Here is a 14,025-nt window from a genome sequence, read left to right as displayed (position 1 = left end):
GGCCGGGGCGGGAAGTGGGTACCCACGGGCCATGCGGACCAGCGTGGTGGATGTCGGGTCGAAGACCGTCCGGCTCGTCGTGTCGGACACGGAGGGCGGTGCGCCCCTGCCCGTCCACACCGCCAAGTGGCGGCTGCGGCTGTCCGAGCAGGTCACGCCCGGCGGACCGGTGCCGGACCGCGCCATGGAGGACCTGGTGGACGCCGTCGCGGCGGCGGACCGGGCCGCCACGCGGTGGGGTGCCGCCGGTCCCCTGGCCTTCGCCACGGCCGTGGTGCGCGGGGCCCCGAACCGGCACGAGGTGCTGCGCACGGTGCGGGAGCGGACCGGCGTCGACCTGTGCACGCTGCCCGGCGAGGTCGAGGCGGAGCTGACCTTCCTCGCCGCGCGCCGCTGGATGGGCTGGCGCTGCGGTCCGCTGGCCGTGCTGGACATCGGCGGCGGCTCCCTGGAGGTCGCCTTCGGTCGCGGCAGGCTGCCCGACTTCGCCGCCTCGCTGCCGCTGGGCGCGGCGCGGCTGACCCATGAGTACTTCGCGGACGAGGACCCGCCCTCGCCGGACCGGGTGCGCGCCCTGCGCCGGCGGGTGCGTCACCAGCTGCGCGACGCGGCGGCCCGGATCCGCTGGGAGGGCCCGCGCACGGCGGTGGCCACCTCCCGTACCTTCCAGCAGCTCGGCCGGCTGTGCGGGGCCGCGCCCGGACGGCACGGCCCGTTCGTGGAGCGGGTGCTGTCGGCCGCCGACCTGCGCGGGGCGGTCGACCGGCTGGCCGCCCTGCCCGCCGCCGAACGCGCCCGGCTGCCCGGCATCTCCGCGCCCCGCGCGACGCAGAGCCTGGCGGGCGCCGTGGTGGCGCACACCGCGATGAAGCTGACCGGCCTGGCGACGGTGACGATCTGCCCCTGGGCCCTGCGCGAGGGGGTGCTGCTGCGCCATGTGGAGGACGGCCCGGCCTGGTGGGCGGAGATCGCCCGGCGCAGCGAGAAGGAGTCGGACGGCGCGGGCCCGGTGCCGCTGCGCATCGCCGCCGCCCGGCACTGAGCGGTACGAACACGATCAGCACGAGGTGAGGAGACCCCGTTGTCCGAGCACGACGAGACCCCGAAGCCGTCCGATTCGGCCCTCGACGAGGTGCTGCGCGAGGTGGAGGAGGCCGAGCGCCGCGCCCAGGAGTCCGACGAGGACCGCCGCCACCACGGCGAGGCGGGAGAGGCGATCACGCCGAACACCCAGGCGCAGGAGGAGTCGGAGGGCGAGTAGCCGGACGCCCGCGCCCTACTGCGGCGGCGCCCCGAGGGGGCGGGCGGCGAGGGCGCGGGCGACGCCCAGCAGGTTCGCGGCCATCGCACGGCCCGTACTGCGGGACCAGTCGTGGCCGCTGCCGCCCTCCAGGAAGCTGGGGCCGGGTCCCGGGCCCTGGTTCCAGTACGTCCACGCCTGGCCGGGGATGGTGTAGCCGATGTCCTGGAGCCCGCCGGTGATCTGGCTGATCACATGGTGGGCGCCGTCCTCGTTGCCGGTGACGACGACGCCGGCGACCCGGTTGTAGGCGACCGGGCGTCCGTCGTCGTCGGTCTCGGACATCAAGCCCTCCATGCGCTCCAGGACGCGCTTGGCCACCGAGGACGGCTGGCCCAGCCACGTCGGCGAGGCCATCACGAGGATCTCGGACGCGAGCAGCTTCTCGTGCACCCCGGGCCAGTCGTCGCCGTCGTGCACGGCCTCGCTGACCACGCCGGGGGCGATGTCCAGGTCCACGGCGCGGACGACGCCGACCTCGACGCCCTCCCGCTCCAGCTGCTCGGTGACGGTCCGGAACAGCGCCTCGGTGTTGGAGGTCTCCGGCGACTTCTTGAGCGTGCAGTTGATCACCAATGCCTTCATGGGGTCATGGGGTACCCCGCACACGCGCCCCCGCCACGCCGCCGGGCGTTTCCGTCCGCCGTACGGGTACTCGGGGCCCATGGACGACCCCCGAGACGAACCTCTGCTGCCCGCCCCGCGCGGGCCGCTCAGCCGCGCCGTGACGACGTATCTGCGGGGCGCCGGCCCGCTGCCCTCCGAGGCGGAGGTCGCCGCCGCCCCGGTGTACGGCGAGGACCTCCAGCTGGCCCTCTACCTCTGCTACGAACTGCACTACCGCGGCTTCGCGGACGTGGCGCCCACCCTGGAGTGGGACCCGGACCTGCTGCGGACACGGGCCGCCATGGAGCGGCGCTTCCTCGCCGCGCTCCGTGAGGACGCCCCGCGCCACGACAGTGTGGACGACGCACTGGCCGGGATCCTGGTCGAGCCGGTGGACGGCACGGGCGTCAGCCACTTCCTGCGCGACAAGGGCGAGCTGTGGCAGCTGCGCGAGTACGCGGCCCTGCGCTCCCTGTACCACCTGAAGGAGGCCGACCCGCACGCCTGGGTGCTGCCGCGGCTGCGCGGCCGGGCCAAGGCGGCGATGGCGGCCGTCGAGTTCGACGAGTACGGCGGCGGGCGCGCCGACCGGGTGCACGCCCGGCTGTGGGCCGACCTGATGACGGACCTGGGCCTGGACACCACGTACGGCCGCCATCTGGACGCGGCCTGCGCGGAGGCGCTGGTCACGGTGAACCTGATGTCGCTGTTCGGGCTGCACCGCACGCTGCGGGGCGCTCTGGTGGGCCACTTCGCGACGGTCGAGATCACGTCCTCGCCGGGGTCCCGGCGTCTGGCCGAGGCCATGCGCCGCACGGGCGCGGGTCCCGCCGCCGAGCACTTCTACGACGAGCACGTGGAGGCGGACGCGGTGCACGAGCAGGTGGTCCGCAAGGACGTCATAGGTGGTCTGCTGGAGGACGAGCCGGAGCTGGCGCCGGACGTCGCCTTCGGCGTGGCGGCCACGGTGTTCACGGAGGACCGGCTCGGCGACCGGCTGCTCGCCGACTGGGGCGAGGGCCGCTCCGCGCTGCGCACTCCCCTGTCGCAGGAGGTCACCCATGGCTCTTGAGCAACGGGGTACTCGGCCGCCCGTGAAAAGTCTGGTACTCCCGGGCGTGTACGCCCCGCAGGAGGACACCGCGCTGCTGGCGGCGGCCCTGGCCGACGAGCCGGTGGAGCCGGGCGCGGCCGTCCTCGACGTCGGCACCGGTTCCGGTGCCCTGGCCCTGACGGCCGCCCGGCGCGGCGCCCGGGTGACCGCGGTCGACGTGTCACGGCGGGCCGTGTACGCGGCCCGGCTGAACGCGCTGCGGGCCGGTCTCCCGCTCGAGGTCGTCCGCGGCAACCTGTTCGAACCCGTGCGGGGACGGTCGTTCGACCTGGTCCTCGCCAACCCCCCGTACGTGCCCGCCCCCAGGGCGCACCGGCCGCCGCGCGGCCCGGCCCGCGCCTGGGACGCGGGCGGCGACGGGCGGCTCGTGCTCGACCGGATCTGCCATGAGGCGCCGGGTCTATTGCGGCCGGGCGGGGTGCTGCTGCTGGTGCAGTCGGCGCTCAGCGACCCCGGTGCGACCGTGGACTGTCTGCGGTCCGCGGGGCTGAAATCGGCGGTGACGCAGCGGCAGCGGATCGCCTTCGGCCCGGTGCTGCGGACTCGGGTGGCGTGGCTGCGGGAGCGCGGGCTGCTGTCCCCGGACGAGAACGACGAGGAACTGGTGGTCGTCCGTGCCGAACAGCCCGTCTGATCCCGTGCGGCCGGCCGGCGCCGGCGCCTCGGAGGCCGCGTCCGGCGAGGCCCGCCGGGTCGTCATGAGCCGCAAGGGGCCGATGCTGGTGGAGGGTCCGGTGGAGGTGGAGCTGGAGGACGGTTCGGTGGTGTCCTCCGACCGCTTCCAGGTGGCCCTGTGCACCTGCCGGCGCAGCCGCCGCTACCCCTGGTGCGACACCAGCCACCGCGACCGCGCCTGACCTTCCGGTCACAGCGCTCCGGAAAAGCCCGGAGGCCGGCGGGCGGCCCCACTCCGCCCGCCGGCCTCCCATGGGATCGCACTGCCCGCGCGGTGCCCCGTACTCCCCAGTCCGCGGGCCGCCACGCGGTCACGGGAACCGTGCGATCCCGGTCTCTAGAAGGCGAAGACGCTCGAGCCGTGCGCGTTCATCTCGCAGTCGTTGGAGAAGACGCGCTCGTAGGAGACCCTCTTGCCCTGCCAGACGCCGTCCACGGTGACCAGCACCGGGTCGTACACCATCGGGCACATGGCGTCCTCGGTCCGGGTCAGCGCGCTCAGGTCGCCGCCGACGGCGGCCAGTTCGGCGCAGGCCGAGCCGGCGGCCGGGTGGGTGCCGGAGGGGCCCGGGGCACAGGTCAGGGTGACCGCGCGTTCCGGTGTGGCGGTCGTCGCGCTGACGCCCTTGCCTACGGTGAGCACCAGGGCAGAGGGGGCGTAGAGCGCGGACGGGGCATCTCCCGGGGCGGCGAGCGCGGCCCCGGAGAGGGGGGCGCAGACGGCGGTGGCCGTGAGACCGAGGGTGATGGCCCAGCGCGCGGTGTTCCGCATTGTGTGCATCCTTCCGCTTCGTTTCTTCGGTTGCCGGCCCGTGCTCGGTTGGTGCCGAACCGGCGTGCCGGAGTCTGCCGAGTCCCCGGCGGAAACTCATCTCGACCCCACGCATTTCAGTAACATTGCGTATTGAATCAGTGGCGCGAAGTGACCAAGCGAACGCGCGTCGACCCGGTAAACACACGGCTCCCGCAGGAGCGAAGTTGCCAGATGGCCGAATATCCGCCGCCCGTTAATCGGCCTGAAACATTCCGATTTCGTCGCGCACAGGGCGAAGAGAAACCCCTTGCAGTCATGAAAGGGACGCTCCCCGGTCACTTCCGAACACCCCGCGCGTCACGCCGGGCGGAGGGAACGTCCTGTCACCGGACGCTGGACGCGACCGGCGCATACCGGCCAGTATGCGTCGGGACCACGAGGCACCACGAGGCACCACGAGACAGGGCGGGACGGATGGCGAAGCACTGGGCCGACTTCCAGTACGAGATCTACCTGAACGGGATGACGGGGGCAGTGCCGCGGCTGCCGACCGACCTGTCCCGGCTGGAGGAGCTGACGGAGCGGCGCCTCGGCCCCGGCCCGGTCGGCTACGTCGCCGGCAGCGCGGGCGACGGCAGCACCGCCCGCGCGAACCGGGCCGCCCTGGACCGCCGCCGGATCGTGCCGCGCATGCTGCGGGACGTCCACGAACGCGACCTGTCGGTGGAACTGCTGGGACGTCAGCTGCCCGCGCCGCTCGCCCTGGCGCCGGTCGGCGTGCTGTCGATCATGCATCCGGACGCGGAGCCGGCGGCCGCGCGCGCCGCGGCCGCCCAGGGCGTGCCGTTCGTGCTGTCGTCCGCGTCGAGCACGCCGATGGAGCAGGTCGCCGAGGCGATGGGGGACGCGGAGCGCTGGTTCCAGCTGTACTGGCCGAAGGACGTGGAGGTGGCACGGTCCTTCCTGACCCGGGCGAAGGAGGCCGGGTACACGGCGCTGGTCGTCACCCTGGACACGCCCCTGCTGTCCTGGCGGCCACGCGACCTCGACCAGGCGTACCTGCCGTTCCTGCACGGCGTGGGCACCGCCAACTACTTCTCCGACCCGGCGTTCCGGGCGGGGCTCGCCAAGCCGGTGCACGAGGACCCGAACGCGGCGGTGATGCACTTCGTGGGCATGTTCGCCGACCCGGCGAAGACCTGGCCGGATCTGGCGTTCCTGCGGGAGAACTGGGACGGCCCGATCGTCCTGAAGGGCGTGTGCCACCCCGACGACGCCCGCCTCGCGGCCGACGCGGGCATGGACGGCGTGGTGGTGTCCAACCACGGGGGCCGGCAGGTGGCGGGCGCGGTCGCCGCCGCGGACGCCCTGCCCGGTGTGGTGCGGGCCGTCGGCGACCGGCTCACCGTGCTGTTCGACAGCGGGGTGCGCACCGGCGACGACGTCTTCAAGGCGCTCGCCCTGGGCGCGCGGGCGGTGCTGGTGGGCCGTCCGTACGTGTACGGGCTGGGCCTGGACGGGCAGGCGGGCGTGGAGCACGTGATCCGCTGCCTGCTCGCCGAACTCGACCTCACCCTCGCCCTGTCGGGGCACTCGGGTCCGGGCACGGTGGGTCCCGACGACCTCACCGAGGCAGGGGCCTGACGTCCCGTCCGGGGCGGCCGCCGGGCCGCCCCGGGGGGCGCGGCTCAGCTCACCGGTCCGGCAGGCCGGCGTAGCGGGCGGAGGGGGCCGTCGGGCCGGTGACGGACAGGGACTCGCTGGACGCGTCGGCGGAGCGGACCGGTTCGGCGGCCCAGCGCTGCTCCACGGTCCGGTCGCGCACCTTGACGACGATGTCGGCGTTCGTGTCAGGGGCCGACGGGGTGAGCGCCAGCTGCACGTCCCAGCGCGGGACCAGCTCGCCCTGCACCGTGAGGTCGTACCGCACGTCGTCGGCGGTCCGGTCGCCCGAGTCGGCGCAGGCGCCGAGGACGACCACGCCGGCGTCCTTGTGCGAGTCCAGGCACAGCCCCGGGTCGGCCACGCTGCGCAGCAGTCCGTCCTCCTCGTACGTCCACTGCTGGGTCCACGCCGAGGAGCACTTCGCCAGCCGGGTGCCGGAGCCGTCCTGGGGTTCGTCGCGGGTGTCCAGGCACAGGCCGGAGGCGATGTTGCGCAGCCGGGTGCGGTCGGGCGCCGAGGGCAGTCCGGCCGCGCCGGGCGGGGAGGCGGACGGCACGGCGGCGCGGCCGCCCGCGCCGGTGGCGCCGGTCGGGTCGGCGGAACCCCCGTCGGGGCTGGACGATCCGGCGATGAGCACGCTGACCAGCACGCCGGCGGACACCGCGCCGAGGCCGGTGAGCAGGGTGCGGGTGGAGCGCACCGGGTCGGGCAGCGCCATGGCGAGCCGGTCGGGGACCGGGAGCCGGGAGAGCAGCCGGTGCCGGACGCCTGCCTGGCCGTCCCCGCCGCCGCGGCGACGGCGGCGTCCGCTCCGTCCCGAGCGCGGGCCGGACACGGCGCGGCCCGGTCGCGAGTCCAGATAGCGCCGGGCCCCCCACCCCAGCACCGCCTCCGCGAGGAGCGTGCCCAGTCCGGACTCGAAGTGGCCGAGCTGCTCGGCCGCGCTGCGGCAGTAGCGGCACTCGGCCATGTGCCGGCGCACGTCGGGCAGCAGCTCGCCGCCCCGGCGGATGGGCACGTCGAGCAGCCGGTTGTAGAAGCGGCACTCCTGGGTGGGCGCCAGTTCCTGGTGGGCGCGCACGAGACCCTGACGGAACTTGTCGCGGGCCTGCTCGAGCGCCCCCGACGCGAGGTCGACGTCCGTGCCGAGCAGCCCGGCGGGCACGGATACCGGCTCGGCCTCGACCTCGACGTGCCAGAGCAGACAGCGCGCGAGCGCGGGCAGGGACCGGAACGCCCGCTGGGCGAGGGTGCGGTTCTCCGGCGTCATGGTCGACGCCGCGCGCATGCCCCGGCCGCCCGCCGGTTTCAGCAGCCCCGGCAGCACCTCGGCCACATGGTCGTCGGCGGCCCACTCGCGGACCGTGTCCCGCACCCCCACGAGAAGGACGGGACGGAGGGCCACGGCGGACTCGCCGAGCGCGACCCGGTCGAGCACACGGTGCAGGGCGGCCCCGGTGACCATGGCGGCGGTCCGCCCGCCGGCGGCGAGGCACACGGTCGCGTAGTCGTGCATCGCGTGCCAGTGGCGCGCCGTCAGGAGGGCGACGGACCGCGCGGCTTCCGCCTCCGGACGTCCCCGCAGCCGCGCGGCCAGCGCCTCGTCGGATTCCCCGGGATCACCGCCCGGCGGGGGATAGGGAGGACGAGGGGGGTGGGGGGTGTGCACTGAGATTGGTTCCTTCCCACAGCGCATGTGACATTCGAGCGTTTCCGACACCGAAAAGGGACGCAGGATTGGTGCATACCTCTTGGGTGTGGCGCGGGGGGCGGGAATTGTCCGGCGGCGCTTCCGACCCGTTTCGTCAACTCGCGGGCGCCCCCGGCCTTTACCCCCTCACGGGTGGCTCACTCTCGCACAACCCCTGCGCGGCCAACAAGGCGGTCGGGCAACATCCCCGCGTTGACAGAAAGTCAAAAAGAGAAGAGGTCGGTGAAACCGTGTTCCGGCATTCACGGCGGCCTTTTCCTGGAGGCGGCACGGTTCTTCGAAAAGAGGTGACGGGAAGGTGTGGCCAAGGTGTGATGTGAAGGCTCGTGCCACTCCCCCGGTGTGCCTTTTCCACGGCGCGCACCCCGTGTGAACGGCGCGTCCGCACCGCCGGGCCGCGCACGCTGCCGGAGCGCCCGGGGGCACGGTGCACTGGTGGGACCCTTCTCGGAGGTCACGCGCGGCGACGGCGGCACTCTCCCGCGCGCCCGGCCGCCGGCCCGCTCCCTCCCGCCCCTCGGCCGGCGGCCACGGGAAGGCACCCCTCCGGGGTGGGCGTCAGATCTGCCAGGACCGCAGCCGGTCGGCGGCGCCGTACACGTCGGTCGCGCCGGAGATCAGGTCGCGCGCGAGGTCGACCAGGGCACCGTAGGGCGGGTCGATGCCGGCGCCGCTGACGTACATGTAGGCGACGGCTGTGGCGCAGGCGAAGCGGGCGTTGGCCGAGGGCAGCGGGCGGAGCACGGCGAGGGTGTGCAGCAGGGCGGCGGCCCGCCATGCGGCGTCCGAGTTCACGCCGAGCCGGGGCGGGTCGACGCGGTGCCGGGCGACGGCCGCGACGAGGGCGGAGAAGTCGTTGACGGTGGGCTGGTCCGGGAGGACCTCCTCGTGCCGCTGGAGCAGCCAGGGCACGTCGATGTGCAGCACGGGCGGCATCGGTCAGGCGGCCCGTCCCGCGCCCTTGGCGGGCGGTTCGTCGTCGGGGAACGCGGCGGCGAACTCGTCGGCGTGCGTGGCGAAGAAGCGGCGGAAGGCATCGGCGCCCTCCTGGAGGGCGCGGTGACGGGCGATGTCCGCCGCTGCCGCCTCCCGTACGAGCGCCTTCATGGACGTGCCGCGTTCCTTGGCGATCTGCCGCAGGTCCTCGAGCTCGCGGTCGCTGAACTCCACGTTGAGAGCTGGCATGGAATTACGGTACCGCTCGGGTACTGAACAGTAAATAGCCGCAGGTCGGAGCGTGTGCGGAGGGGTACCAAGGGTATGGGCGCGGGCCGGTGACCGCGGCGGTCGCCGGCCCGCGCGGGAAGGGAGCCGGTCAGCCCTGGTCGGCCACGAAGGCGGCCATCCGGGTCAGGGCGGCGTTCCAGTTGATGGTGTGCTCGTTGGTCGACCAGGACTGGATGTCGTCGATGAAGCAGAACTGTCCGACGCAGCCCTGCAGTTTCGACTGGGCGAACGGGTCCTGGATGCTGGAGTTGGGTCCGCCGGACAGGGTGCCGGCGGGCGGGTTGGGCAGGTTGGGGTCGAGCTGGCGGGCGTACCACCGGCTGTGCTGGTTCTTGGCGTGGACCTCGCCGTAACCGGTGACGTAGGACATGTTCAGCGCGTTGCGGCCGAGGATGTAGTCCATGCTCTGCAGCGCGCCGTCCCGGTACTTCGCCGCGCCCGTGAGGTCGAAGGCGGTGGCGAGGACGACGGCGTTGTTGAGGATCTGGTGGCTGGAGCCCCAGTCGTAGACGTTGCCCTCCGGCGCGTACGGCATCCCGTACGGGTGCTCCTTCAGGGTGGCCAGGTAACGGTCGGCGCCCGCGACCACCGAGCGGCGGACCTTGTCGAGGCCGGGCAGCTTGTTCGGCACGGTGGCGAGGTCGAGCCGGCCGGCCGCGGCGGTGCGCGCCCAGTCGAAGCCGATCGGTCCGAAGATGTCCTGGGTGTGCACCGGGGACTTCAGCACGTGGTCCTTGAACCGGCGCTCACCGGTGGTGAGGTAGAGCTCGGCGGCCGCCCAGTAGAACTCGTCGGACACGGTGTCGTCGGGGTACGCGCCGCCGCCGATGCCGTCGTCCGGGTCGGCGAGCCGGTCCGGGTGGGCCACCGCGGCCGCCCAGGCCTTGCGCGCCGCCGTCAGGGCGCGGTCCGCGAACTTCTTGTCGTAGGGGCGGTACAGCCGGGCCGCCTGGGCCGCCGTGGCGGCGAGGTTCAGGGTGGCGGCGGTGGTCGGCGGGTGCAGCTCCCGCTTCTGCGGGTCGTCGCTGGGCAGCAGGGGCAGCCCGGTCCACTGCTCGTCGTGGATCTTGTGGTGGGCCATGCCGGCCAGCGGCTCGCCGTCGGGCACCTGCATCTTCAGCAGGAACTCCAGCTCCCAGCGGGCCTCGTCGAGGATGTCGGGGACCTTGTTGCCGCTCTCCGGGATGTCCAGGGTGCGGTCGCCCAGCTTGTGCGCCTCGCCGGTGCGGGCGTGCTTGGCGCGCTCGTAGGTGCTGAGCACCTCCCAGGTGCTGATGCCGCCGTTGACGACGTACTTGCCGTGGTCGCCCGCGTCGTACCAGCCGCCGGTGACGTCCAGGGTGTAGTCGCACTCCCCGGGCCGGCAGGGCACCGCGCCGTCGCCCTGGTTCGGGGCGACGTCCACGTGGCCGGCCGGGCGGCCGTAGCCGGGGCGCAGGTCCTCACGGATCTCCACGCCGCTGCGCTGGGTGTAGTAGTACTTCGCCGAGTCCAGCCGCAGCCGCTCGTACGCCTCGGCGTCGATGTCGAAGGGATGGCTGGTCTCGCCGTCCGCCGTCAGGGTGAAGCCGGTGCCGCGCCCCCGGTAGGAGCCGAAGTCGACGGAGTGGACGTTCTGCCCGGACGAGGCGTCGACGCCGCGCGGCACGGTCCATCCGGCGCGGACCACGCGGCCGCGGCCGTCCTTGAGCTGCCAGGCCAGCTTCTCGGTGGCGTCGGTGACGAGCGTGGCGTTCTTGGGCCCGGCGGGCAGATAGCCCACCTGGTTCACCCGGACGCGCGGCCCGGTGTCCGGCTCGTACGGCTCGGGGGCGACGCCGCCGAGCAGCGACACGTCGTCCACGCAGAACCGCCAGGGGTCCGGGCTGCCGCCGAGCTGGAAGCCGACCTGTGCCTGCTCCGTGCTCACCGGTGCGGTGAAGGTGTACGCATACGTGTCGCCGGACACGCTGAGCTGCGGCGACACCTCGTGGTAGGTGTCGTACGGGTCCACCTGGAGGCCGACGATCGCCCGGACCACGTGACCGGCGGGCGAGCCGGTCGCGCTGAAGGAGAAGCGGTACGTCTCCCCCTCCACCAGCGTGATGTCGTTGTGGCCCACGATCGCGTCCCAGCGGTTGGCGGTGCCGCCGGGCACGTCGGCGCACAGGCGGCCCTCGGAGGCGCCCGCGGTGACGCCCTCGGAGGCCCACCAGGGGTCGGTGCCGTCGTCGAACGTGCCGTTGCGGATCTGCTCGACCTCGTCCGCCCCGGCCGGGGCCGCGGGCATCGCGGTGAGCGCGGTCGCCAGCAGACCGGTGAGGGTCAGCAGCGCGGTTCTGCGTCGTTTCACGTCAGGGCTCCTCTGCGGAGGTACGGGGGTACGAGGGCGCGAATGGGAGCGCTCCCAACTCCGTGCGCCGCCCATGGTTGTGGCAGATGTGACACCCCGTCAACGGTCGTGACACGAAGAGAGCGTTTCGGGGTGGTACGGAGTCGGCGGCACCGGTTCCCGTTCACGTCGGGCGCGGACGCACTAGGCTGGGACTCTGGCGATACACCGGTTCACGGTGAGTGTGCGCGATGGAGTGGCGACGATGAGGCCGGACGACCCGTTCGACGATGCGGTGACGGCCCGGGCCGTCATCGCCGCCGACGGCACGCTCACGCAGTGGAGCGAGGGAGCGCGCCTGCTGCTGGGACACCGGCCCGAGGAGGTCGTCGGCCGCCACGCCGCCGAGCTGCTGGCCGACGGCGCGGGACCGCTGCCGCTGCCCGAGGACCGCTGGAGCGGCACGCTGGTGCTGCGCCACCGCGACGGCGGCACGGTGAGCGTGTGGGTGCTCGCCCACCACCGGCAGCCCTCCGGCGACGGCCCCGGCGAGTGGCTCGCGGTCACCCCGCTGGAGGCCACCGACTACGACCTGCCCGACGACCCGCTGGTCAGGAAGGCCGTCTTCCAGTCTCCGTGCGCCACGATGGTCTTCGACCAGGCGCTGCGGCTGCGCGGGGTCAACGACGCGATGGCCCTGCTCCTCGGGCTGCCGGCCGACCATCTGCGCGGGCTGCGGCCCACCGACATCGGGGGCCGGCCGCAGCACAGCGAGCTGGAGCGGCAGCTGCGGCACGTGCTGCGCACCGGGCGGCCGCACGACATGCAGACCCATATGAAGGCGAGGGCCGAGAGCCACGCGCACGCCTGGCTGGCCCGGCTGGCGCCGCTCACCGACCGGTCGGGGCGGGTGCGGGGCGTGTGCGTGACCGCCCACGACTTCACCGAGCAGTTCCGGGCCCGGGAGCGGCTCCAGCTGGTCAACGAAGCCAGCTCACGCATCGGCACCACCCTGGACGTCACCCGGACGGCGCAGGAGCTCGCGGACGTCTGCGTGCCCGCGCTCGCCGACTTCGTCTCCGTGGAACTGCTGGAGCCGGAGGAGGGCGGCGACGAGACGCCCGGCCGGCTGTCTCCGCCGGTGTCGCTGCGCCGGGTCGCCCAGCAGGCACTGGCCCACGACACCCCGACGGACTCCGCCCCGGTGGGTGAGCTGGTCGTCTACCCGGAGAACTCGCCGCAGGCGGACTCGCTGGCCGCCGGCCACAGCATCGTCGCCTCCGTGCCGTCCGGTGACCTGGACTCCTGGCTGTCGGAGGACGAGACGCAGGCCCGGCGGATCGAGAAGTCCGGCGTGCACACGATCCTGTCCGTGCCGCTCCAGGCCCGCGGCGCCACCCTCGGGGTGGCCGCCTTCGCCCGCTCCAGCCAGCCGGAGGCGTTCACCCACGACGACGTGCTGTTGGCCGAGGAGGTCACGGCACGCGCCGCCGTCTGCATCGACAACGCCCGCCGCTACTCGCGGGAGCGGGAGACCACGCTCACCCTCCAGCGGAGCCTGCTGCCCCGGTCCCTGCCACGGACGGCGGCCCTGGAGGCGGCCACCCGCTATCTGCCGGCCGCGCGCTCCGGAGTGGGCGGCGACTGGTTCGACGTGATCCCGCTGTCCGGGATGCGGGTCGCCATGGTGGTCGGGGACGTCGTGGGGCACGGCATCCAGGCATCGGCGACGATGGGCCGGCTGCGCACGGCCGTGCGCACCCTCGCCGACATCGATCTCGCCCCCGACGAGCTGCTCACCCATCTCGACGACCTGGTGCTGCACCTGTCCGAGGAGGCGGCAGGCGACTCCGGGCCCGGGGAGGTCGGCGCGACCTGTCTGTACGCGGTGTACGACCCGGTGTCGCGGCGCTGCACGCTGTCCCGGGCGGGGCATCCGCCGCCCGTGGTGATCCCGCCGCACGGGTCCGCGCTCCATCTCGAACTGCCGTCGGGGCCGCCGTTGGGGCTCGGCGGGCTGCCGTTCGAGTCGGCCGAGTTCGAGCTGGCCGACGACAGCGTGCTGGCGTTCTACACCGACGGGCTGGTCACCTCGCGGGAGCGGGACGCCGGGCAGGGCGAGGCCCTGCTGCTCGAGGCGCTGTCCGGCGCGTCGGGTCCGCTGGACGAGACGTGCGACCGGGTGCTGAACAGCGTGCTGGTGCCGGGCGGCGCGACGGACGACGTGGCGCTGCTGCTGGCCCGTCTGCGGGGGCTGCCGTCCTCCCAGGTCGCCACCTGGGACATCCCGGCCGATCCGGCGCTGGTCGCCCCCATCCGCAAGCAGGTCCTCGACCAGCTCGCCGCGTGGGAGCTCACCGACGCCTCGTTCACGGCGGAGCTCGTGGTGAGCGAGCTGGTCACCAACGCCATCCGCTACGGCGCCCCGCCGATCCGGCTGCGGCTGATCCATGACGCGACGACCCTGATCTGCGAGGTCTCCGACACCAGCCACACGGCTCCGCACCTGCGCCGCGCCAAGACCTGGGACGAGGGCGGGCGCGGCCTCCTCCTGGTCGCCCAGCTCACCCAGCGATGGGGCACCCGCCACACGACGGAGGGCAAGACGATCTGGGCGGAACTGGTCCTGGCGGACATGGAGTGACCCCGGCGGGGGCCGCTC

At 73.8% G+C, this 14,025-nt stretch carries 13 protein-coding genes; 7 read left to right on the top strand and 6 right to left on the bottom strand.

What is annotated here, in order from left to right; translation table 11 throughout:
- Positions 1-31 precede the first annotated feature (31 nt).
- Positions 32-1,042, top strand: coding sequence for a Ppx/GppA family phosphatase (locus MTR79_RS14310; protein ID WP_244790498.1), 1,011 nt, complete (start codon positions 32-34; stop codon positions 1,040-1,042).
- Positions 1,043-1,081: 39 nt separating this feature from the next.
- Positions 1,082-1,261 carry a hypothetical protein gene (locus MTR79_RS14305; protein WP_086699290.1) on the top strand — a complete coding sequence of 60 codons (180 nt, stop codon included), beginning with the start codon at positions 1,082-1,084 and terminating at the stop codon, positions 1,259-1,261.
- Positions 1,262-1,276: 15 nt separating this feature from the next.
- Here the strand turns inward: MTR79_RS14305 and MTR79_RS14300 are convergent, their stop codons facing one another.
- Positions 1,277-1,885: a flavodoxin family protein gene (locus MTR79_RS14300; RefSeq protein ID WP_244790496.1), complete on the bottom strand. Its 609-nt coding sequence runs from the start codon at positions 1,883-1,885 to the stop codon at positions 1,277-1,279.
- A gap of 79 nt (positions 1,886-1,964) precedes the next feature.
- Here MTR79_RS14300 and MTR79_RS14295 point away from each other — a divergent pair, with 79 nt between their 5' ends.
- Genes MTR79_RS14295 through MTR79_RS14285 form a run of 3 tightly spaced genes read left to right on the top strand, consistent with a single transcriptional unit; the run spans position 1,965 to position 3,877 of the window.
- Positions 1,965-2,978: an iron-containing redox enzyme family protein gene (locus tag MTR79_RS14295; protein ID WP_086699293.1), complete on the top strand. Its 1,014-nt coding sequence runs from the start codon at positions 1,965-1,967 to the stop codon at positions 2,976-2,978.
- Between the two features lie 46 nt (positions 2,979-3,024).
- Entirely contained in the window at positions 3,025-3,654 is a 630-nt protein-coding gene (locus MTR79_RS14290; protein ID WP_189364608.1) for a HemK2/MTQ2 family protein methyltransferase, read from the top strand.
- Positions 3,655-3,658: 4 nt separating this feature from the next.
- On the top strand, positions 3,659-3,877 hold the full coding sequence (locus MTR79_RS14285) for a CDGSH iron-sulfur domain-containing protein (RefSeq protein WP_225252649.1): 219 nt from the start codon (positions 3,659-3,661) through the stop codon (positions 3,875-3,877).
- A gap of 155 nt (positions 3,878-4,032) precedes the next feature.
- Here the strand turns inward: MTR79_RS14285 and MTR79_RS14280 are convergent, their stop codons facing one another.
- A complete protein-coding gene (locus MTR79_RS14280) occupies positions 4,033-4,467 on the bottom strand; it encodes a subtilase-type protease inhibitor (RefSeq protein ID WP_086699296.1) in 435 nt (144 codons plus the stop codon).
- 456 nt (positions 4,468-4,923) lie between these two features.
- Between MTR79_RS14280 and MTR79_RS14275 the strand changes: the two genes are divergently transcribed.
- Positions 4,924-6,093, top strand: a complete 1,170-nt coding sequence (locus tag MTR79_RS14275; protein WP_244790494.1) for a lactate 2-monooxygenase — start codon at positions 4,924-4,926, stop codon at positions 6,091-6,093.
- A 49-nt stretch (positions 6,094-6,142) separates the two neighbouring features.
- On the opposite strand, the gene MTR79_RS14270 is transcribed toward MTR79_RS14275, so the two are convergent.
- The 4 genes from MTR79_RS14270 to MTR79_RS14255 all read right to left on the bottom strand — a co-directional run bounded on the left by MTR79_RS14270 (position 6,143) and on the right by MTR79_RS14255 (position 11,384).
- Positions 6,143-7,783 carry an RICIN domain-containing protein gene (locus tag MTR79_RS14270; RefSeq protein WP_189364522.1) on the bottom strand — a complete coding sequence of 547 codons (1,641 nt, stop codon included), beginning with the start codon at positions 7,781-7,783 and terminating at the stop codon, positions 6,143-6,145.
- Between the two features lie 600 nt (positions 7,784-8,383).
- Positions 8,384-8,761 carry a toxin Doc gene (locus tag MTR79_RS14265; protein WP_033275292.1) on the bottom strand — a complete coding sequence of 126 codons (378 nt, stop codon included), beginning with the start codon at positions 8,759-8,761 and terminating at the stop codon, positions 8,384-8,386.
- Between the two features lie 3 nt (positions 8,762-8,764).
- Positions 8,765-9,010: a hypothetical protein gene (locus MTR79_RS14260; protein ID WP_048454916.1), complete on the bottom strand. Its 246-nt coding sequence runs from the start codon at positions 9,008-9,010 to the stop codon at positions 8,765-8,767.
- A 130-nt stretch (positions 9,011-9,140) separates the two neighbouring features.
- Positions 9,141-11,384 (bottom strand): glycoside hydrolase family 9 protein, encoded by a 2,244-nt coding sequence (locus MTR79_RS14255; protein ID WP_189364524.1) that lies wholly within the window; start codon positions 11,382-11,384, stop codon positions 9,141-9,143.
- A 244-nt stretch (positions 11,385-11,628) separates the two neighbouring features.
- On the opposite strand from MTR79_RS14255, the gene MTR79_RS14250 reads away from it, so the two are divergent.
- Entirely contained in the window at positions 11,629-14,007 is a 2,379-nt protein-coding gene (locus tag MTR79_RS14250) for a SpoIIE family protein phosphatase (protein ID WP_244790492.1), read from the top strand.
- Positions 14,008-14,025 lie beyond the last annotated feature (18 nt).

The sequence above is a fragment of the Streptomyces sp. BJ20 genome (assembly GCF_022869105.1).
Classification (GTDB): Bacteria; Actinomycetota; Actinomycetes; order Streptomycetales; family Streptomycetaceae; genus Streptomyces; species Streptomyces griseoincarnatus.
Note: the sequence above shows the minus strand (reverse complement) of the source record. Positions and strands in the feature narration are given on the sequence as shown.